Source organism: Paenactinomyces guangxiensis, from assembly GCF_016055185.1.
Taxonomy (GTDB): domain Bacteria; phylum Bacillota; class Bacilli; order Thermoactinomycetales; family Thermoactinomycetaceae; genus Paenactinomyces; species Paenactinomyces guangxiensis.
Window position 1 is genome coordinate 79413 of record NZ_JAECVR010000004.1, and the last position, 21597, is coordinate 101009.

The following is a 21597-nucleotide window of genomic DNA, read 5'->3' on the forward strand; positions in this document are numbered from 1 at the left end:
GAGGAGGTTTTTTCCTTTTATACAGAAAGAAAGATTGTCTGGGGAGAAGGGGATTAGTCGACGATGAAGATACGAAAAATCATGTTGGTTTGTTTGCTCACCCTGTTTCTGAGTATAGGGTTCGCCGGGAGCAACAGTGTGGTTTTTGCTGAGGAAGCGAATAACGATCCGGGTCATAGTCAAATTTATGATATTCTTACACAGTTTCCCGAAGAGAAAATAAAAGAAGCGAAAGCAAAAGGATATGATGTTCGTTTTGGCAAATATGACCCCAGTCGTTATTCACTTGAACTATATTTGGAAGATAAATATTTTTGGGAAATAGATGAATTAGTCGGTCACAACTTCCTCCACGGAGTAAATAATCTTATTTGGCAATCGTTGCTGGTCTGGGACTTTACAGTCATTATGATTGTTGAAAACGCATTTTCTCTTGATGTCGTTGACAAGTTTGCAGATGCAGTGGAAAAAGCGGTGCAACAAATGTCGGGTTTTACCGGATCAGGGTATGGAAACTCAGGGATTATAGGGAACTTTCTAACGTTTATGATCATCGTTGCGGGTGCGTGGATCGCTTATAAGGGGATCATTCAGAAAAAAACAACAGATGCTTTAAACGGCATGCTCATCAGTGTTCTTACACTTATTTTGGGACTGGCTTTTTTTGCTAATGCCGGCGGGGTCATGCGCTATTTAAATGAAATCAGCAGTGGGTTGAGCCAGGAAGTGATGGGAGTAGGAATTGTTTTTCAACAAGAACTGAATCAGAAAGACACTGACAGCTACCCTTCAGAAATATCTTCCATGGTTGTGGCTGATAATCTCTACAACATGTTTATCTATGAGCCTTATTTGATGCTACAGTACGGAAAAACATCCAATGATCCTGAGCTTACCCCGAACAGAATCAATAAAATTTTAGGGAATAAAGTGGACAGCTCAGCCAGAAAACAGGCCGTGGCTGAAGAACAGTCCGGAAATGAAAGGCTGGGAATTGAGCCAAATCCCATGGTAACGACAAAGGCAACTTTTGAAAGATTAACTCTGTTGCTACTGTTGTGTGGTTCACATCTGTTTCTCGGGGTGTTGTTTTTAATTATTGCCGGTGCGATGCTCGTTTATCAATTCCTGTTTGTACTTATTGCGTTATTTGCACCTTTTGCATTTTTGTTGTCATTAAATCCCGCCTGGTCATCCATTGCGACAACCTGGTTCAGAAAGTTTGTCGGCTATCAACTGATTAAGCTGATTATCGGGATTTTCTTTAGTATGTTATTGACACTTTCCCAATTTTTATATGACATGAGTCCGCCTGAATCAGTTGGTTATGTGTGGACGATCGCGATGCAGTTAATTCTGGTAGCCGGAGTAGTGTGGAAAAGAAATGAACTGCTGGAAATTTTGCAAGCCCCGGTAGCTAAAGACGGCAAGTTTGCCGGGAAGATTAATATTGAATTACCTCTCAGCTATGTTACGAAATATACTGAAACCCTGACATCCAAGGTGCAGAAGTTACGTAATAAGTGAGAATCAGAGATTTAAGCTTTGACCTGATCAGCAAACAGGAGGAAGGAGATTTGTTTAACAGAGACTTACCAAGCGGGCGCCGTAAACTGTTTATCTTTATATTAGTGTTGTTTTCGATTGTGGGTTTTAGTACAAAATATTTGCTGATTAAGCTAGGGTGGGTAGGTGGACAGACAGAGACGCCTAAGGCTCCCTCTCCGGGATCAGCAACGATTTCTGCTGATCCGAACCAGACTGATCAGCCAGACGGTTTCACCAGTGAAGAAATTGAGAAAGCCGGGCAAACCGCGGAAGCTTTTATCCGTGTCTATACGAACGAGAATCAGGCAGATCAGGGGCAGAGGTTACAATCTCTAAAGACATTTACCACTTCAGCTTTATATGAAATGCTTAAAAAGGAAATAGAATTGTCTCGGCCCACAGGGGAAACGGCCTCTGCCAGTTTGAAGAAAGTGGACGAAGTAAGCTGTGATACCAATGTCTCCTCTGTCCAATGTTCTCTTAAAACAACTTTAGAACAGAAGAAGGGGCAAGATAACCCAACTCTGATTGAAAGAGTTTATCAGCTAACCCTGGTACAGGCCGATCATAAATGGCTGGTGGAAGAGGTGGTGTTGCGTGGAAGTTTTGACTAAAACGTCTGTACTCACTAAAAATAAACAAACAGCAATCCCTTTTCGGGCAAACAAACCGGCAAATAAACAATCTAAACACAGGAACCTCATATTGGCTGTGATATTAGCGGGAATGCTGATTAGTATTTCTTTTATTTTTCTGTTTGCTTTACTGTTTTTTAATGTGTTTTCCCAAGATCCTTCCAGGAATATGGAAGAAGGGCAATGGGAGGTATCTGCCGGTTTTCCGCTGGAAGCAAAAAAGTATCTCTCCATTTATCAGGAGGCAGGGGAAAAATATGGTGTTCCCTGGCCGGTTTTAGCGGCGGTCCATAAGGTTGAGACCGACTTTGGAAGAAACCTGAGTGTCAGCTCTGTCGGTGCGACGGGACATACCCAAGTGCGCCCGTAAGGGCAATGAAGAAATCACCCCTGGCAAAGGTGCAGGTTTAAGATCGCAAATTACAACCTGTCGTCACCCAACTTATCCGGGAGGGAAACCAAACGGGGAGTGTAGCATGTTGGGAAAGTCACAAGTTGCCGAGTTACCACGGCACGACTGAGTGGCGAGACGAAAGGCTGTAGACGAGGATGAAGGCTAAACTGCTTGAACGACAGTCTGAGGGGGATAAGGTCCGCCTGCAGCGAAAGGTAACTAGAAACGCTGTACAGCCGAGATGACACAGTTAATTGTGTACTGATGTCATAAAAGCAGTAACAGATAATTGGCTTCTGTTACTGATGCGATCCTTGGCTGCCCAACCTAGTCAAAGGTAAAGGACGAACGTCGCATCCGACACTACAGCGAGCTATGTTCTTCATTGTCTAAACGGGGATCACCTAAGGCGGAACGCCGAGAGGCTAAGGCTAAAGAGCCTGAATATCCGCTATGGTGACGGAGTTCCCATAGTAGTCTGAGGTAGGGAAAGCCTACTACGTGGCGAAGGGGAACAGCTTATCAAGTCTAACACCAAATTGGGAAGGAGCGTGAGGCTCTATGAGAAGCCCGAAAGTAGTGCTAGACAATCTAGCCGCAAATTCCAAGCGTAAAGGGTACAAATACCATCGACTGTACCGCAATCTGTACAATCCTGAATTCTACTTTGAAGCGTACAAGAATTTGTACGCTAAAGAAGGAAACATGACGGAAGGTACAGATGGAGAGACAATCGACGGAATGAGCGTAGAACGAATTGAAAAGATCATCGAAAAGATGAGAGACCAGAGTTACCAACCCAAGCCGGTAAGAAGAGTATACATCCCAAAGAAAGATAGTAAGAAAAGACCTTTAGGCATTCCATCCGTAGATGACAAACTCGTCCAAGAAGCAGTCAGGTGCATACTGGAAAGCATATATGAAGGAAAGTTTTCTAACTACTCCCACGGCTTTAGACCTAACCGCAGTTGTCACACAGCCCTGTACCAGATGACCCGATGTTTCTCAGGAGCAAAGTGGTTCATAGAAGGAGATATTAAAGGCTTCTTCGACCACATTGACCATCATATATTGGTTGACATTCTTAGGAAGACCATCGATGATGAAAAATTTATTAACCTCATCTGGAAATTCCTAAGAGCGGGGTACCTTGAAGATTGGAAGTTTAATAAAACGTACAGCGGTACCCCGCAGGGTGGGATCGTCAGCCCAATTCTAGCCAACATCTACCTGAATGAACTAGACCAGTATATAGAAGAGTATAAACAAAGATTCAATAAAGGCGACCGATGGAGTAGAAGGAACAAAGAATACAGGAGTAAAGCGCACCTACTGTACAAAACAAGAAAGTCATATAAGGAAAAATGGCATGAATTATCAGATGAAGAAAGAAAAGAAGCCAACAAAGAAGTAAAACGACTTAAACAAGAACTTATGGAAATTCCTTACTATGACCCGATGGACGAGAGTTTTAGAAGACTACACTACATCAGATATGCAGACGACTTTATTATCGGGATTATTGGGAGCAAAGAAGACTGCCGAACCATCAAACAAGATATCACAGATTTTTTGAAGGAAAATCTAAAGCTGGAATTATCTCAAGATAAAACACTTATCACGCACTCATCTAAAAAGGCAAGATTCCTCGGATACGATGTATCCGTACCAAGACAACCCAAAGTCATGTACAACAAGGATGGAAATGCACAAAGGTATGGGATGATCTGCACACTATACCTGCCACAAGAGGTTTGGATAAAGAAACTGGTCGAATATCAGGCTATACAAACTAACCCAAAAACAAAACAATGGAAATCAACACACAGATCTCCGTTAATTCAAAACGATGATCTTGAAATTCTGGAAACATATAACTCCGAGATAAGAGGATTGTACAACTATTACAAGCTAGCAATAAACGTATCCAAGTCAATGAGCAAGTTTAAACACTATATGGAATACAGCATGTACAAAACCTTTGCAAACAAGTATAAAACGAGTGTCAATAAAATAATTCGCAGATATCAAATAAATGGACATTTCGGAGTTAAGTATCAAACTAAAGAAGGACATAAGGTTCGATTCTTCTTCGATCAACCTTTAAAAAGAGAAAAGAATTCCCAAATGAAGGTAAATCCACAAGTGGATTGCGAACCTAATGCGCTCACAATAAGAGGTACCCGAACGAGTCTAATGGAAAGACTTTTAGCTAAGAAATGCGAATGGTGCGGAAAGAGAGAATGTCCCTTTAGAAATGCACCATGTCAGGAAGCTAAAAGACCTGCAAGGTAAGAAACAGTGGGAAAAAGCTATGATTGCAAGGAAAAGAAAGACAATGGCACTTTGCAAATCATGCCACAATGACTTACACGCAGGCAGGCTGGATTGATAAGCGGAGAGCCGTATACGTCGAGAGGTGTACGTACGGTTCGGAGAGGAGTTCTTGGAGACCTGCCATAGAAATATGGTAAGGCGCCGGGTTCTTACTCTACTTTATGGACAAGAGCTGGGTGGGATGGAATTATCCCGGAGGGACGCGCCTGGGTGATCTTCCGGATAATATAGATATTACTGATCCCGAGTTGATTAAAAAATATGGCGGCTATGGCCTGGATGCCAATGGTGACGGAAAAGCGGATCCTAATGATCCCATAGATGCCATTCATGCGACGGCCAAATACCTGGCAGCCAACCATAAGCCCGGAGAAGATTGGTATTCGCGCGGAGGAGCCATCTGGCAGTACAACCATGATTATGAAAATTATGTGTTAAAAGTAAAACAATATGCAGAATCATTTGCCAGACCTGTTATCACCGTTTCCGGATCCGCAACTGCGACGGGACAATTCCTGTGGCCGGTCTCCGGCGGGAGGATCTCTTCATCTTACGGGCTTCGGTTTCACCCAATTGAAAAGGAATACCAGGAACATGACGGGATTGACATTGCCAAAGAACGGGGGGCGCCAATCCTTGCCAGTGACGGTGGAGTAGTGACGGAGTCCAGGCGCTCAAGCGGGTATGGATGGAAAATTGTCATTGACCACGGAAACGGGTATCAAACGCTTTATGCTCATATGGAAGAGAAAGATGTCAAAGTACGGGCAGGTCAGCAAGTGAAAAAAGGACAAGTGATTGCTCTTGTGGGGAGTAATGGCTGGAGTACAGGCCCCCACCTCCACTTTGAAGTCCATCAAAACGGAAGGCTTATTAACCCGTTAACTGTTCTCAAAGAACCATAATTTTCTGGTTTGTTTAATAAAAATGTTTTCTTTCTTTCAGTAAAAGGTAGAACAAAGGTGAAGATAGAATTTTAGTTTAACCCGGTTCGTCAAAATAATGAAACGAATATTTTATATAGAGGGAAAACTTGGGGAAAACCTCTTTGGAAAGGTGGGATTTGTTTGTTTCCTTGGAACAATGTTCCCAAAGGCAGTGACCAATCACTCAAGATGGTTGCCAAGGTTTTCTTTTACACGATCCTGTTTGTCGCTTCAGTTGTAGGGGTCCTTGCACTTTGGGTTTATTTGGAAAAAAAGTTTGATTCCGCTCAAGCTTCAAAAGAAGCATCCAAAGCGGTAGATAATACATTATCTTCAATTGGTGATATTTTCACCTTATGGTTGCCGATTGCGCTCATTTTTATTGTGGTCGGTGTGCTCCTCTTTTACGCGGGACTCTGGCATTTTAGAACCCGATTCCGCAAGAGGGCTGCAGCAGGAGTAAAATATTTGCGTATTTTGCCATCAAACGATATCCGATTAGAAATAGATAAAGTGAATGTACTCACCCGAACCTTTGGGGGAATGCACAGGCCATTGCAAAAGTGGTGGAAAATGGGGACCCCCTGGTTTCGCCTGCGGTTTGCCATTCCGGCCGACAGCCAGGAAATCGGGATCTATATGGCTTATCCGGAAGATAAGGAAAGCAGCGTAAAAGATACCATTCGCAGTGCCTATCCAACAGCGGAAATCCATGACCTGACACCGGACAAGTTCCCTGAGCCGGAAAAAGAAGGGTCCGGCGGGCATTTTATTATGCAGTTGGGGCGTCGAAAAGGCCTTCCGCTTGCGTCTTTGGAGCAGAGCAAGCAAAGCCAGTTAGCTAGCATTTTAAATTGTTTGCGGCCGGGTACTTACCTGGATCTTCAATTTGCTCCGGTCAGCCGTAAAAAGTTGCAGGAAAGATCGGAAGATGTTTTAGCAAGATTAAAACGCAAAAAGATGAAGGATATGGACCCGGAAGAAAAAGCGAGAAGAGTAAGCCTCACACAACGGCTTACCGGCCGGGAACTGACTTTCCATGTCCGTCTGTCGCTCTGGTCCAATCACCCGAATGCTGTTTCAGTGGTTCGTTCAACGGCGGAATCGATTGAAACTGCGATGAAATACGATGGCGCACTTTATTTCTGGAAGCATGACTGGTGGAATCCGCTTGTTGACAGAAACCCGGTGCCTTTTCCATTTCCTCTGTCAATCATGACCTGGACAAGTGATGAAATTGCTAACTTGTTTCACATTCCTCCCGGAGACCACTGGATTTATAAGGAACCGGATAAAGACGAAGGCGATTCGCGCGGATACATTGTCCATCTGCAAGCAAACCAGCGCTCTTTGGCTGCCGATGAGTTAAACCAGGGTGTAGTTGTCGGCAAACTTAAACACCCTCTGGAAAATAGGGAAGTTCGTGTTGATTATAAACAGATGGGAAAACATTTTATTCTCACCGGAGCAAGCGGAATGGGTAAATCAAGCTTATCTGTGGAGATGATACAATCTCTCCTGGATGAGTGGTTTGAGAATCCGGACGAGCATCCCGGTTTTACGATCATTGACCCGGCCAGAGAGATTATTCCGATCATCGAAAACCGATTGCGCATCGCTGAAAAGTTTGGTGTAAACATACCGAGGGAGAAAGTACATCATTTTAATCTTTCTGATGACAGCAGTCATGTACCCGGCTTAAATTTGCTTCATAAAATAGAGGGCTTTTCTACCAACAGAATTGCCCAGAACGCGGCGATGGTACTGGTTACTCTGGCTGATCCGAACGAATCTCTGTTACGCTCCAAACGTCTGATGGGAATGGCCATTCAAAGTTTGCTGGAGGATAACCAGCCTCATACAATACTGGGAATTGAGGATCTTTTCCGCAATCAAACTTTCCGTGAAAAAGTGATTAAAAATGTACAGGACCCCTATGTTAAACGGTTCTGGGCCAATATTGACGAGAAAGAGATGAAGAAAGACCTGGAGTATGTATTACACCGTATCGACCGCCTGCTGCAAAATCCGACCATGCGCCGTTTGTTCTGCCAAAAGTCTATGACCTTAAATATCCGTAAATATATGGATGAAGGCCACCTTGTGCTGATTGATACATTTGGTCTTAAAGATTATGAGCTCAGGGTGACAGTCGGCCATCTGATTAATCAGTATCACCAGACGGCGAAACAGCGCCCTGCCGGTGCCAAATTCCACCTGATGATGGTCGATGAAGCACAAATGGTACAAATACCGCTGTTAACTGAAATATTGTCTGAAGACCGCAAATATGCTTTCGGGCTGGGGTTGATCACCAGGGAAATTAACCAGTTCAAAAATGAAGATCTCTTGCAGGCGATCCGCTCTAATATTGGCATGATTCTCAGCTGTGGACAGACAGAAGGCTCCAGCAAAGTGGAAGATTTGACGCGTAAAAGTTTAAATGCAAGCTTTTTGGAACGTTTGCCGGAACGAAATGCGGCTGTCTATATTCGTTACAAGCGAAAGTTGCGGAGCAATATCACAACTTGTGTGGTGGAAAATGATCCCCCGTTTGTGTATAATCCCGATGGAAAAATAGCTGATCACCGTAACAATGAAAAAGAAGATGCGATGATTTGGGGATTGGAATGGGGATTGGAGATTATGAGTAATTCCCCTGAAGCCCGTCCGGTTCAAGAGGTAGACAGGGAAATTGCCGAGTATATGAATCAGACGCTTTCCAGTATGCAGAAATCGCAAGCATAATGTATGAATCATCGGAGTTTTTTAGAATGAATGAGTATTTACCTGACCGATCCTGATATGTTGGGGTCGGTTCACTTATATCATGATATAGAATGAGGAGAGTGTCCTGATTGCTAAAGTTTTTTAATGCTATTTTTAAGGCGATTTTAGCTATCTTTCCAGTTATTGAAGTTATATTTTTATCACTGTATATTGGTTCATATTTTGGCCCGGCCGCTACGATTGTAATCTTTATTGTATTGTTAATATCATCATATTTTTGGGGCTTTATCGTCAAGCCTTTAGCCTGGGGGGTATTAGGCTTTGTGCTGATCAACAATAACTCAAGTTTAATAAACGCAATGATTATAGGAGGCATGTTCGCCACGGTAAGGTTTCTTGTCGCATTTGGCTTGAAAAAAATCAGATAACATGATCCTTTCATTCTAAAGAAAATTCATCCAGGCGGAGGTGTTGTGCCTGGGTTTTTTCTTTTGCAATTTCTCTAAGATTAGTAATAGATATAATAGAGGAGAGCATTAGTGAAAAAATATGATTGCACGCAGTCCCGTCCTCGTCAATACTTTTGTGAATGGCGAGCAGGTGCGGGTTTCACCTGAATTTCTTATACAGTGGCGGGAAACGCCTGGGATGATTGTGTTAAGGATGCTTGAGGAGAAGTATAGCGCCGGGTGGCTTTCATCAGGATTCCAGGGTTTCTAATGTTTATGTTTACAGGATGTGGGGATGAAAAATGTCATATACCATCTATATGATTGAAGACGAACAAAAAATTGCAGAATCGGTTGGTTCCTTTTTGCGTCAGTATGGGTATCAGGTTGATTTAGTCAAAGATTTTACGAAGGTTGAGGAGGAATTTGTCCAGCTTCAACCACATCTGGTGATTTTAGATGTAAATCTGCCCTATGTGGACGGGTTTTATCTGTGTCGTCGCTTTCGCCGGATCTCCTCTGTGCCAATTCTTTTTTTATCTGCGCGCGGAACGGAAATAGAGCAAGTGTTGGGGATGGAAAGCGGCGGCGATGATTATATGACCAAGCCTTTTCATCTGGAAGTATTACTGGCGAAAGTGAAGGCTCTCTTAAGAAGGGCTTACGGGAAGTATGCGCAGGAGGAGCTGTCACCCGAAAGAGTGGTGCAAACAGGTGAGCTCAAATTATATATCGATAAGATGGAATTGGTATACAAAGATGAAATACAGCCATTAACCAAAAACGAGTGGAAATTGCTTCATCTGTTGATGCAAAGAGCGGGTGATGTGGTGACACGGGAAGAGTGTCTGGAGGTTTTGTGGGATGACAGTCATTTTGTTGATGATAATACCCTGACTGTGAACGTCACCCGTGTGAGAAAAAAATTGGGCCACTGGGGGCTTAGCTCGATGATTGAGACAAAGCGGGGAGTGGGTTATATCCTCAATCCGGTTGAAGGGGAGAAGAAATCAATTTGAAACAGGCAGTACGTATTTTTCTGCGGGAGCGAATGGGATGGATTACGCTGGTTTATGTCAACCTTGGACTTGTTTTTCTATTGATTGCACTTGTTTTATCTTTTGAGAAAACGCAGATGGAGATCATCAAGCAAGAGATTGGTTATGGTCTGCTTTTCTCCACTGTTCTTTTGTTGCTATTTCTCGTCATACAGTTTTGGCGTCGGTTTCCATATTACCGTGTTCTGCAAAAAGGTGCCTATCATGTTGAAACGGTGGATGACTTTGCGGAATGGGGAGAAACGGGAAGCGATGAGCGGAAATTAGTTACTGACGTCGTCCAAAACCTGTACCGGTTGGCCGTCGCCGAACGGCAACAGTTTCAGGAGGCCCGGAAACAGCACCTGGAGTTTATCAATCTCTGGGTTCATCAGATGAAAACCCCTGTAGCCACTCTCTCGCTATTTACGCAACAGACCAAAGGAATGACAAATGAAGAAAGAGAGCGGTTGAAGGGGATGGAAGAGGAAATAGAAAAATTAAATGAGGGACTGGATATGGTGTTATCGATGGCAAGATTAACGGATTTTGCTATTGATTATCAAATTCGTCCGGTCTCTTTAATGGAGAGTGTCCGTGATGTGATTCAAACAAAAAAGAAGCAATTTATCCGTAACGGCATCTTTCCCAGGCTGGAAGCAGAGGAAAAAGATTGGACCGTGTTGACTGATCCGAAGTGGAACCGGTTTGTCATCGATCAGATTGTCCAAAATGCACTGAAATATGCTTCACAGGTGAACCAGCGCAGTTATGTGCATATAGGGCTGCAATACGATGAAAAAATGATTACACTGTCGATCCGTGACGAAGGGCCTGGAATTCCTGCTCATGACCTTTCCCGCATCTTCCATCCTTTTTTTACAGGGGAAAATGGCAGAAAGTATGCACAGGCAACGGGTATGGGGCTGTATCTGGTTAAAAAAGTTCTTGATCAATTAAACCATGAGATCAAAGTGGAATCTAAGCAAGGGCAAGGAACCACCGTCTGTATTAAATACAAAAAACCCTCATGATTCAGGGGAGACCGCGATTTCAATCAGCGGTCTCTTTTTATTTTCATCAAACAGAAAACCTTACAAAACTGTAAGACAGCAGCAAAGAAATGAAAGGTAAATCAATGGTTGGCGATGGCGGAAAAAGATAATCTGAAACCAGCACATGATTCTTTCACATTTAACGTAAAAAAGACAGAAAGGGAGCAGGGTTTATGAAACAAAATATCGGATTATCGTCCGTCATTGCGTTTGTGGCACTTGTTTACTTGCTGACTTTCATGATGAACCTTTCAGGGAATCAGCTGTTAGTGGTCCTGAGCCAGATTACGCCGTTAATCGCAACATGTTGCATTTGGGCGGTGTCCCCAAACAGCAAACAAACTTTTAAGCAACTCGGTCTGGGGAAAACAGGCAAATTACGATGGTACGGGTTGGCATTGCTGGCGGGGGTGCCGGTGATGTTAAGTTTTATAGGGGCATGGATGACAGGATATGTGGAATTGCCGCCGGCCGGAAATTTTCCAAACGGGATTGAAGATCAGGAGGGGCGTTTCCTTTTCATGTTCAAACAGTTCTTTCGTGTCACATTTTTGTCCGCTCCCATGATTTTTGCCCTGGGGGAAGAAATTGGATGGAGAGGCTTCCTGCAATCTCGTTTGATGGAAGCCGCGGGTCCCAAAAAAGCATTTGTATATACAGGGTCTGGGCCGTATTTCATTACCCCTTCTACATGAATGGTTACAATGAAGCAGGGAATGTCTGGATCAATATAGGTTTATTCACAGTGACCCTTGTTCCGCTTTCCATTGTGATGGGATGGATTCGCATGAAAAGCCAAAGTTTATGGCCTGTAGTTATCTTCCACGGGATGGTGAATCACCAAAGGGTGTTTTGGGAGCAAGTTTTTTATGTCAAAACAGATGGCTGGGGATATATTGCCGGAGAAACAGGAGTGATTTCTCTTGTGATTTGGTCAATTCTTGCTATGATCATCAGGCGTGTATCGGTCGCTGACCTGTTTCGGGATGCGGTCAAGGAGGAAAAGCAACCCACATTCTCTATTTGGCTTGTCATATTATCCGTCATTTGTATCGGAACCGCGTATGATCTGGCATGGAACGTGAAAGTGTCCGGCCTTATGTCCAAAATGCTGCCCATTCTTATCCTCACTTTAGTCGGAACCTATCTTGGATTTACCCAGCTGAGTGTAGCCGCCATCAGCTGCTGTGAAAAACTGCCGTCTTTTTATTATCGCGGCAAAAATCTGTTTTTACTTTCGCAGCTCCGTTTTCGCTTGAAGGATCATGCACGCATTTTGTTCATGGTTTCCATTCTCAGCAGTATTGTGATGACCTCTGTTGCGGTCAGCTGCACTTATTATGTGGAGGCTGAACGTGCCGCAGAGGAACAGGCCCCTTTTCATTTGAACTGGCAAGAGCCGCTAAAAGCTTTTTCATCCAAAGAGATCGAGCAAATGATGCAAACGTATCATTTATCTGTCAAAAACGAAGTTCATTTGCCACTTATTAAAGCGGAGTGGGACTCGTGGGTAAACAAAGGGATGTCAACCATACACCTGGTTTCCGGTTCTGATTTTAACAAGCTTTTACAAAATTCAACCAACTTACCCCCACTTCAACTGCACAAGGGGGAAGTTGTTCTGGCCAATAGCGGCGGAGGCTGGAAGGAAGGTGTTAAAAAGGGACCCGGACAAACAGTTACAGTTCAGGTTGGAAAACAAAGCTTTAAAGCGGAGTTGTCACAAACCGTACAGGGAATTTTATTTAATGAGTCTGATACCACGCGTCATCTGTTGGTTGTGGAAGATTCCATATTTAAGGAGCTGGCGGCGGTTTCCCCAAAATCAGAGCAGGTAACCGTTCATGGTTACCGGTTTACGGACTGGAAACAAAGCGGGCCGATGTTGAATGAATTGAAAGAACAGCTGAAACAACGGGATGAAAATGACAAACTGGTCAACGGGACCTTTCTTGTCTGCCAATTTTTAAAAAGCTTATTTGCCCCGTTGATGTTTGTCAGCATGTTTGTGGGGATTCTTTTCTTTCTCTCCTCCGGCAGTATTCTCTATTTTAAATTGTTTACTGATCTTCCCCATGATCGTCGTCAGATGACGGTGCTGAGTGAATTGGGAATACAGGAAAAGGAAGCTGTCAGTATCCTGAAATGGCAAATTTGTCTGTTGTTTTTTATCCCCTTTGGAGTGGGGATCATCCACTCAGCGGTTGCTTTAAAAATGTTTAGTTTTCTATTTAAAACACCGGTCTGGGGAATATTTGCAGTGATTGCCACTATTTATCTCGCGGTATTTGGGTTGTATTATGTCTGGACAAGCAAAGGCTATACCAAGTCCGTATTAACACGCACAGGGGCAACCAAGTAGGGAAGCAGGCCCATCTCCAAATGGGGTATGGGCTTATCTCATTGATTAGCCAATCGTTGAAGTTATTTTCATTTACACGAAATCTATTTTTCAATAACATTGGAGTAGGAATATGACAATAGAATGAGGGCCGGGATGATGCGCTTCAAGTGGTCATTGGAAGTACGCATGGTTTGCTTGATCAGTTTATTGCTTATGATTGTGGTGTTCCTTTTGGGCGGAGTGTTTTACCTGTTTATGGTTGATTTGATTGAAAACCAGATCGGGAAGAGAGCACTCAACGTAGCCCAGACCATTGCGGAAATGCCGGAGGTGAAACGGGGTTTTTCAAAGAAAGAGCCCTGGAGAACCATTCAGCCCCTGGTTGAAAAGGTGCGGAAACAGACAGGAGCCGAGTATATTGTTGTAGGAAATAAGCAGGGAATCAGATATTCCCATCCCCTTCCCGAACGGATCGGTAAACATATGGTGGGTGGGGATAATGGCCGGGCACTGATCCGTGGAGAATCATATATCTCTAAAGCGGTCGGCAGCCTGGGCCCGTCTTTAAGGGGAAAGGTTCCTGTCACCGATGAAGAGGGAAATGTGATAGGAATTGTATCCGTCGGCTTTTTGTTAAGCGATATTGACCAGATGGTGCAAAGTTATTTTACACGTATTTCTATTTCGTCACTTGTAGTGCTCCTGATTGGGATGACAGGGGCTACCTGGTTGGCAAAGCGGGTGAAAGGATCTATTTTCGGCCTGGAACCTGAAGAGATCTCTGCACTCTACCAGGAGAGAGACGCGGTGATTGAATCGGTACGTGAGGGGATCATTCTGATTAATGCCCGGGGCCTGGTATCTTTAATCAATCAATCAGCGGTTGAGATTTTACAGTTGCCACAACAAAAGAAGATCACGGGGCAACCGATTCAATCCCTTTTTCCCCATACACGAATGTTGGAAGTTTTAGATAACGGAGAGGCAGAATTGGATCGGGATGTAAATCTGAACGGACAAGAGATTGTTGTTAACCGGTTGCCAATCCGCCATCATAATCGGGTTATCGGAGTGGTTGCCAGCTTTCGCCGCAAATCGGAAATGGACCAGTTAAATCAGGAACTTTCCCAGGTAAAACGGTACGTAGAGGCATTAAGAGCACAAACTCATGAATTTAAAAACACGCTGTACACGATTTCGGGATTGATTCAGTTGGAATCCTATCAGGAGGCGATTGAATTGATCAACCGGGAAAGTGAAACCCATCAGGATCATGTGGCGTGGGTGATGAAAAAATTTGCCGACCCCTGGCTGGGAGCTATTTTGGTTGGCTTTTATAACCGGGCACGCGAGTTGAGAATTGATTTTAGAATTGAACAGGAAAGCAGCCTGCAAAAAATCCCCTCCAGCATCAGCCGCTCATCTCTGGTGTCTATATTGGGCAATTTGATTACCAATGCGTTTGAGGCTGTGCAGGACAGCCCCCGGCGCAAAGTGAAGCTTTTCATTACGGATATTGGAGAAAGCTTATGGTTTGAAGTAGAGGACTCGGGGCCGGGAGTAGCGGAAGAGATCATTCCGGCTATCTTTGAACGGGGCTTTTCCACAAAAAAAGGAAGGGCCGGTGAGGCGCGCGGGTTTGGACTGGCTAAAGTGCAGGAACTCACTGCCGAATTAGGAGGCAGTATCACAATTGAAAAAGGGGAGTGGGGTGGGGCTGTCTTTGCTGTTTCTTTGCCAAAGCAAAGGGGGGAACCAGTCGATGCGGGAATTAACACCTATTGAAGTTTTGATTGTTGAAGATGACCTGCGGGTGGCTGAGATCAACCGCCGCTTTTTAGAGAAAGCGGATGGATTTCAACTTGTGGGAATTGCTGCAACTGGTGAAGAAGCAAAAGATTGGCTTGAAGTGCTGCAACCACAGCTGGTATTGCTGGATGTTTATTTACCGGACATGAAAGGCATTGAACTGGTCTGGCATATTCGGCAACATTACAAGCATGTGGATATTATCATGGTGACCGCAGCGGGAGAAATAGAGATTGTCCAGGAAGCATTGAGAGGCGGTGTTTTTGATTACCTGGTAAAGCCTATTTTGTTTGACCGCTTTACAAGAAGTCTCAAGAATTACCGCAATCACTTGCAAACATTAACCAATCACCGCCATTTGGATCAGCATCAGGTTGATCTTCTGCTCAGATATACAGGCCAAGCGCCTGTTCCTTCTCTGTCTGTGGTCCTCCCCAAAGGAATTGATCCGATGACCCTTGAAAAAGTGGTGCAAATTGTTCGTGACCACTCAGGAGGGGGACTTACGGCTGAACAAGTGGGGGCCCGGATGGGGGCAAGCAGGACCACAGCCCGACGATATTTGGAATATCTAGTTTCCATCAACCGCTTAAAAGCAGATCTCAGTTACGGAACAGTAGGACGGCCGGAAAGAAAATATTTTGCTGTCTAGTTTGTGAATAAATGATGAACAAAATGAACAAAAAGGTGTTTATATATTTTATTCTTTTTAAATGGTAAAACTATTATTTTTATCCTGCTCCCTTTACATTTAAGACAGACATCCAATCTGTCTTTTTTCAATTTTGAAAGCGTTATCAGCAGGAGGGACTTATGTGAAAAAATTATTTGCGATCTTCTTGTCAGGAATATTGACCATTAGTGTTGTTGCCTGTAGTCAAAAGCCAAACTTTGCCGGGAGTGGTACAGGAGGATACCCTGATAAACCGGTAACCATTGTGGCACCAACGGGAGCGGGGGGAGGGTGGGACCAAACAGCCCGTTCCATCGCCAAAGTGCTGCAAGAAACAAAGTTGGTCAACCAGCCGATCACAGTTGAAAACAAGCCGGGGGGCGGAGGAGCGGTTTTTCTGGCTGAATACGCCACTCAGGAAAAAAAGAACCCCTATAAACTCTTTGTCAATTCCCCGCCCATTTTGATTAATCACTTAAAAAAAGAGGGGAACAGCCCGTTTGGCTTTAAGGATACCACTCCGTTAGCTCAGTTAACGATCGATTACGGAGCATATGTGGTAAAAGCGGATTCGCCGATTAAAGATTTGCCTTCCTTTTTGAACGAGTTAAAAGTATCTCCAACGAAATATACATTGGCCGGCGGGTCTGCTCCCGGATCGATGGACCACCTGGTAGCCATTTTACCGGCATTTAAATCAGATATCAGCCCGGCATCGCTTAAATATATTTCCTATGACGGGGGTGGAGAAGCGATTGCCGCATTGCTGGGCGGAAATGCCGATCTGATTGCCACAGATGCTTCGGCGGTTGGAGAATATCTAAAATCCGGCAAAGTGAGAGTGCTGGCGGTAACTTCTCCGGAACGTTTGGAGGGGGAGTTAAAAGATGTTCCCACACTAAAAGAACTGGGAATTCAGGATGCCGAGTTTACCATTTGGCGGGGAGTATTTGGACCGAAAGAGATGCCCGCTGAAGCGAAGAAGTTTTGGGACGAGAAATTAAAAGCATTATCTGAAAATGAAGCATGGAAAAAAGAATTGCAAGGAAAAGGCTGGGTGAGTGAATATAAAAATTCGGCAGATTTTGCAGCCTTTCTTGAGGAACAAGAAAGGCAGATTTCCGGGATGTTAAAAGCACTGGGAATGAGTAATTGAGACTCCACACGGCTAACGCACCACAGGCACTCCCGGTGGTCGCCGTTGGATTCTTGGGTAGTTAATGTCCTCCATTCACTGCTTTGGACAACTCCCAAGTTCAGGGCGTTCTACAACTCATGTTGCATGTACCCACATGGGCGTAACGCCTGTTACCAGCGTTCTGGTCCATTTTCACTCACTCCTCATACCATGACATACCACTACCAGTGGGATGAGCACCGCTCATACGTTCGATTATCACCAAATTGGTTTTTTTACCATCCCACACAAGGGGATACCGAGCAACGCCGCCTTTCATCCCACAATTGAAACCGAGGGATGAAAGGCGGCAAAATTCTGTAAGGAGGGTGAAACGATGAACCGGACATTTGACCGAACAGCCAGCATTTTATTTATGATGGCAGGAGTTTTCTTTATCGTGGAAAGCAGGAAATTGTCTGCTACTGCTTATGGCAGCAACATAGGCCCGGATTTATTTCCGTTTAGCCTGGGAATCATTCTTGTCTTACTCAGTATTCGCCTGATGATAGAAACATTCCGCTATCCGGCCGGGGAAAAGCAGCCAAAGCCAAATGGGCTGGCTGTGAAACGCTTTGCCATTATTTTCGCCTCGGCGATTGGCTATGCCTTTTTGCTTGAGCCGATCGGGTATGTTCTGGCAACGTTTCTATTTCTGGTCATCGCTTTTCAAGCGATGGAGAAAGGCAGTTGGGTTTCGGCACTGGCAGTGAGCGGGTTTTTTTCAGTAGGTGTCTATTATATTTATGTAGAGCTGTTAAAAGGAACGTTACCTGGTTTCCCGTTTTGACGGGCCGAAGAGGAGGTGAATGAAATATGAGTACATGGGAGTTCTTATATAATGGTTTTTTAGTTGCTTTACAACCGGAAAATATTCTTTATGCGTTTGTCGGGGTATTAATCGGGACAGCAGTCGGAGTACTGCCGGGCATTGGGCCGATCAGCGGGGTTGCACTTCTGATCCCTGTTACTTCAACACTGACATCCGGAGCATCTCCGGAAGAAGCTGCGGCAAGTGCCATTATTTTATTGGCAGGAGTCTACTATGGAGCTATGTACGGCGGTTCAACAACTTCGATCCTGTTAAACACACCGGGGGAATCTTCTTCGGTGGTGACTACGCTGGACGGATACCAGATGGCGAAGCAAGGGCGCGCAGGGGCGGCACTTTCCATCGCGGCAATCGGTTCCTTTTTTGCCGGAGTGGTAGCCCTTGTGGGGCTGGTATTTTTGGCGGAACCACTGTCTAACCTGGCGATTCGGTTTGGGCCGGCTGAATATTTTTCCCTAATGGTATTGGGGTTGTGTGCCGTCAGCGGGCTGGCGGGAAAGTCGATGACCAAAGCATTGATCATGACTGTGTTTGGTTTGCTTTTGGCCACGATCGGGATTGAGAATGTTTCAGGCGTAGCCCGGTTTACCTATGAGATTCCCGAATTGTATCAGGGATTAGAATTTTTGACCATTGCGGTTGGGCTGTTTGCCCTGGGAGAAGTGTTTAAAGCCATTCTGGAAAAGGAGAAATATGAAGGAACTGTTGCCAGAGTCGGCCGTATTTATCCGGGAAAGCAAGATTTAAAAGACAGTGCCGCACCGATTGTTCGCGGTTCAATCCTCGGCTTTTTCATCGGCGTTTTACCCGGTGCAGGAGCTACGCTGGCCTCATTTTTTTCCTATCTGATGGAAAAAAAGATCAGCCGCAAACCGGAAAAATTTGGAAAAGGAGCGATTGAGGGGGTAGCCGCACCGGAATCGGCAAACAACGCCGCTTCAGGGGGAGCGATGATTCCACTGTTAACCCTGGGGATCCCGGGTTCGGGAACAACCGCGATCTTAATGGGAGCGCTGATTATGTACAATGTCCAGCCAGGTCCTTTGCTGTTTGACGAACATCCGCAGGTGGCCTGGGGATTGATTGCCAGTATGTTTATCGGAAACCTGATGTTGCTTGTGTTAAATATGCCTTTAGTCAAAGTGTTTGCCAAAATTATTCAAACCCCTCCTAAATATCTGATTCCGATCATCATTGCGATCTCCTTTTTTGGAGTGTATGCGGTTCAAGTAAATACATTTGATCTATTCCTGTTGCTTGTCTGCGGAGTTTGCGGCTATTTCCTTGCCAAAAATGATTATCCACTGGCTCCTTTAGTTCTCGGACTTGTGCTGGGACCCATGATTGAAAATAACTTGCGCCGGGCCCTTACGGCAACAGACGGAGATTGGAGTATATTTGTTACCCATCCCATCTCGCTCGCCTTTTTGATTATCGCTGTGTTGTGGTTGCTGGTACCTATGCTTCTAAAATTAAGGGGAAATAAAGTTGTTGTAAATGAAGAAGGATAAGCACTTGCACAGAAAACAACCGTTTTAAGAAAAGTGTCCATAATCAGAGACTGATGCAGAACAGTTACTAAATATGACTATTTGGCAGTTTATAGAATCAAAACGACTCATATGCAAAAATAAAGAAGCACTTCCTGATCATGCAAAGCAGGAAGTGCTTCTTCTTTGTCAGAAGTTGCACCACTCTTTTGACGTTGACCGCAAATGTGGTCAACATAGCTTGAATAGTAACACCAAAGAAACCCTAGTATCAATCCTTAGAACCTTTTAAGTTCTGATTTGTATGACCAATACGCTTCCCTTCATTGTTTACAGATCTTTTCTTGATGTTTTGGTCTTTAACATTGTATTATTCACCCAATTGTGTAACAAAAAAAGTGCCCGAAGGCACTTTTACAAAAGATGTTATGCTATGCATCAGTCTCTTTAGCCGGACAGAGTTTTTTATAACTTATTTTAAATGAGTGAATGAAGTAGTAACACAAATCTATAAATCATTTAAAAGCCAGCCGTTATCATCACTCATTTGAAAAGTTAATAGTCCTTTAATGTTCCGTATCGTCATCGTCACCCATTTGACTCATGATATTGGTTGAAATGTTTTGATAATAAAACTTAGTCGATTCCATAAATCTCATCCTCACTTTGCACATTTAAGTTGCGTTGTAGATCTACAAGTTTGTTCATAAGTATGTTACGGTCATTTTCTTTATTCATCTTACCAAAACAGTATGCCAATTGCAACAAGGCAGTATGTTGACGCTCTTTGTATCCGTTTTTTTCGGTAAGAAATTCAGCTTCTTGATAAAAGGGCGCTGCCTTTTCGTATTGATGCTGACTAGAATAAATGTTGCCGCATACAATTAGAGCTTTTGTTAAGCGGTAGACATCAGTAGTGTTTCGACCTATTTCAATGGCTTCCTTTATTTGATTTTCAGCCTCAGACCAATTCTTTTGATGTAAATGGATTATGGATAAAAAAGTGATCGCTTCTAGTTTCCTGCGTGGAAATTTCCCTTCGGGGTCATAATCCAGCACTGATTGGAAACGTTGTTTTGCCTTTTCGTATCTTTTTTGTAAGAAGAAAACACTTCCAAGAACAGTGATTAAGCCGAGCTGACGATTTTCAGACCTGTTTCTGCGAGCAATATCTATCCCCTCTTTACAAACGTCAATCGCTTCCTCATATTTCTTCATTTTCCGTAAAAAAACAGCTCGAGACTTATAAAGGTTTAGCCTGACATGAACGCTATCAATTTGTGGAATTAATCCCCAAGTCTCCTCTAAGATTGGTGCGACTTCAAAATACTGTGACGATCTGATTAAGTAAAGAATCTTATTTGTCATTAACGAATGCTTGATGTCTTTTCTCTCTTTGTTTTCATCGTATACGCTCAATCCTTTTTCAACATCTTCTTCAGCTTTGGTTAGGTTATTTTGAGCATAGCTACAAATGCTTAATTCGTTGTGACAAGCGGAAACAATGTTGTCTTTGGGGTTCAGTTTATATCTATTACAAAGACGTATAGCTAATTTGTAATATTTTTCTGCTTTCTTAAAATCCTTTTTTGCATAGTAATACCGACCTTGAAGATAATTAAGAAAGGGAGCGAGTGGATGAAAACTCTCAATGGTTATATTTTTTAGGAGAGGGTAAGCTATGGTTGATTTGTTATTGTCGATCATTGATTCAATTTGTTGCAGTTGAAATGTAAGATTGTCAATATCCTCTTCCACCTGTCTGACGAGTTTTGTTAATTTTCTTTCATCATCAAGTCCCAATTTTTTGAGATAACGAAAGACTTTCTGTTCGTCAACATTTTCTGCTCCCCGTTCAATGTTCGAGATCGTACCATAACCCATATCCTCCTCGGATACATCATTTTGTCGAAAGTTAAGTTCCTTTCTTACTTTTCTCATGAGGTATCGAACTATGTTTGGGTCTAGTCCATAAAACATAAATATCCCTCCATAGCATTTACCACTATTATACAAAGAAAATGCAATAAGAATAGCCAAATGATTGAATTAAATAAAATTTCCTTAAACTGATTCTTAAAAGATAAGAAAACGGTTATTAATTCAGTTGTAAGGAATTAGAAAGGAACTGTTTTAAATAGATTAAATTAAATAATTTTTG

Annotated in this window: 16 protein-coding genes and 1 pseudogene; 16 read left to right on the forward strand and 1 reads right to left on the reverse strand. The window is 43.6% G+C overall.

From position 1 onward, the window contains the following. The first annotated feature begins 63 nt into the window (after window positions 1–63). The 16 genes and pseudogenes from I8U27_RS05845 to I8U27_RS05920 all read left to right on the forward strand — a co-directional run bounded on the left by I8U27_RS05845 (window position 64) and on the right by I8U27_RS05920 (window position 19457). Window positions 64–1527: a CD3337/EF1877 family mobilome membrane protein gene (locus I8U27_RS05845; protein WP_181750892.1), complete on the forward strand. Its 1464-nt coding sequence runs from the start codon at window positions 64–66 to the stop codon at window positions 1525–1527. After that, window positions 1524–2162 (forward strand): hypothetical protein, encoded by a 639-nt coding sequence (locus I8U27_RS05850; RefSeq protein ID WP_181750893.1) that lies wholly within the window; start codon window positions 1524–1526, stop codon window positions 2160–2162. The genes I8U27_RS05845 and I8U27_RS05850 overlap by 4 nt, the downstream gene beginning before the upstream one ends. Next, on the forward strand, window positions 2146–2553 hold the full coding sequence (locus tag I8U27_RS05855) for a lysozyme family protein (RefSeq protein ID WP_181750894.1): 408 nt from the start codon (window positions 2146–2148) through the stop codon (window positions 2551–2553). Before I8U27_RS05850 ends, I8U27_RS05855 begins: the two co-directional genes overlap by 17 nt. Window positions 2554–3138: 585 nt before the next feature. Further along, window positions 3139–4969, forward strand: a pseudogene (locus tag I8U27_RS05860) (reverse transcriptase domain-containing protein). A gap of 106 nt (window positions 4970–5075) precedes the next feature. After that, the gene (locus I8U27_RS05865; RefSeq protein ID WP_181750895.1) at window positions 5076–5819 is read left to right on the forward strand and encodes a M23 family metallopeptidase; all 744 of its coding nucleotides are present in this window, start codon (window positions 5076–5078) and stop codon (window positions 5817–5819) included. A 162-nt stretch (window positions 5820–5981) separates the two neighbouring features. Next, window positions 5982–8588, forward strand: coding sequence for an ATP-binding protein (locus I8U27_RS05870; protein WP_181750896.1), 2607 nt, complete (start codon window positions 5982–5984; stop codon window positions 8586–8588). A 110-nt stretch (window positions 8589–8698) separates the two neighbouring features. Next, on the forward strand, window positions 8699–8998 hold the full coding sequence (locus I8U27_RS05875; protein WP_181750897.1) for a hypothetical protein: 300 nt from the start codon (window positions 8699–8701) through the stop codon (window positions 8996–8998). Window positions 8999–9321: 323 nt separating this feature from the next. Then, the gene (locus I8U27_RS05880; protein ID WP_181750898.1) at window positions 9322–10038 is read left to right on the forward strand and encodes a response regulator transcription factor; all 717 of its coding nucleotides are present in this window, start codon (window positions 9322–9324) and stop codon (window positions 10036–10038) included. Continuing rightward, window positions 10035–11090 (forward strand): sensor histidine kinase, encoded by a 1056-nt coding sequence (locus I8U27_RS05885; RefSeq protein WP_181750899.1) that lies wholly within the window; start codon window positions 10035–10037, stop codon window positions 11088–11090. The genes I8U27_RS05880 and I8U27_RS05885 overlap by 4 nt, the downstream gene beginning before the upstream one ends. A gap of 194 nt (window positions 11091–11284) precedes the next feature. Further along, window positions 11285–11806: a CPBP family intramembrane metalloprotease gene (locus tag I8U27_RS05890; protein ID WP_181750900.1), complete on the forward strand. Its 522-nt coding sequence runs from the start codon at window positions 11285–11287 to the stop codon at window positions 11804–11806. Then, complete coding sequence (locus tag I8U27_RS05895; protein ID WP_181750901.1) at window positions 11704–13473, forward strand: CPBP family intramembrane glutamic endopeptidase; 1770 nt, start codon at window positions 11704–11706, stop codon at window positions 13471–13473. The genes I8U27_RS05890 and I8U27_RS05895 overlap by 103 nt, the downstream gene beginning before the upstream one ends. A 135-nt stretch (window positions 13474–13608) precedes the next feature. After that, entirely contained in the window at window positions 13609–15240 is a 1632-nt protein-coding gene (locus tag I8U27_RS05900; protein WP_374057904.1) for an ATP-binding protein, read from the forward strand. Continuing rightward, window positions 15218–15916: a response regulator gene (locus I8U27_RS05905; protein WP_181750903.1), complete on the forward strand. Its 699-nt coding sequence runs from the start codon at window positions 15218–15220 to the stop codon at window positions 15914–15916. Before I8U27_RS05900 ends, I8U27_RS05905 begins: the two co-directional genes overlap by 23 nt. A 205-nt stretch (window positions 15917–16121) precedes the next feature. Next, entirely contained in the window at window positions 16122–17093 is a 972-nt protein-coding gene (locus I8U27_RS05910) for a tripartite tricarboxylate transporter substrate binding protein (protein WP_309506102.1), read from the forward strand. A gap of 358 nt (window positions 17094–17451) precedes the next feature. Next, window positions 17452–17904 carry a tripartite tricarboxylate transporter TctB family protein gene (locus I8U27_RS05915; protein WP_181750905.1) on the forward strand — a complete coding sequence of 151 codons (453 nt, stop codon included), beginning with the start codon at window positions 17452–17454 and terminating at the stop codon, window positions 17902–17904. A gap of 26 nt (window positions 17905–17930) precedes the next feature. Then, window positions 17931–19457 (forward strand): tripartite tricarboxylate transporter permease, encoded by a 1527-nt coding sequence (locus I8U27_RS05920; RefSeq protein ID WP_181750906.1) that lies wholly within the window; start codon window positions 17931–17933, stop codon window positions 19455–19457. A 615-nt stretch (window positions 19458–20072) separates the two neighbouring features. On the opposite strand, the gene I8U27_RS05925 is transcribed toward I8U27_RS05920, so the two are convergent. After that, window positions 20073–21416, reverse strand: coding sequence for a helix-turn-helix domain-containing protein (locus I8U27_RS05925; RefSeq protein WP_232345269.1), 1344 nt, complete (start codon window positions 21414–21416; stop codon window positions 20073–20075). Between the last annotated feature and the right edge of the window lie 181 nt (window positions 21417–21597).

Bases quoted from the DNA above. Each gene is read 5' to 3' on its own strand.
- I8U27_RS05900 (WP_374057904.1), top strand. From the start codon at position 13,609: ATGATGCGCTTCAAGTGGTCATTGGAAGTACGCATGGTTTGCTTGATC.
- I8U27_RS05845 (WP_181750892.1), top strand. From the start codon at position 64: ATGAAGATACGAAAAATCATGTTGGTTTGTTTGCTCACCCTGTTTCTG.
- I8U27_RS05925 (WP_232345269.1), bottom strand. From the start codon at position 21,416: ATGTTTTATGGACTAGACCCAAACATAGTTCGATACCTCATGAGAAAA.
- I8U27_RS05920 (WP_181750906.1), top strand. From the start codon at position 17,931: ATGAGTACATGGGAGTTCTTATATAATGGTTTTTTAGTTGCTTTACAA.
- I8U27_RS05890 (WP_181750900.1), top strand. From the start codon at position 11,285: ATGAAACAAAATATCGGATTATCGTCCGTCATTGCGTTTGTGGCACTT.
- I8U27_RS05915 (WP_181750905.1), top strand. From the start codon at position 17,452: ATGAACCGGACATTTGACCGAACAGCCAGCATTTTATTTATGATGGCA.
- I8U27_RS05905 (WP_181750903.1), top strand. From the start codon at position 15,218: ATGCGGGAATTAACACCTATTGAAGTTTTGATTGTTGAAGATGACCTG.
- I8U27_RS05895 (WP_181750901.1), top strand. From the start codon at position 11,704: ATGGAGAGGCTTCCTGCAATCTCGTTTGATGGAAGCCGCGGGTCCCAA.
- I8U27_RS05865 (WP_181750895.1), top strand. From the start codon at position 5,076: ATGGACAAGAGCTGGGTGGGATGGAATTATCCCGGAGGGACGCGCCTG.
- I8U27_RS05880 (WP_181750898.1), top strand. From the start codon at position 9,322: ATGTCATATACCATCTATATGATTGAAGACGAACAAAAAATTGCAGAA.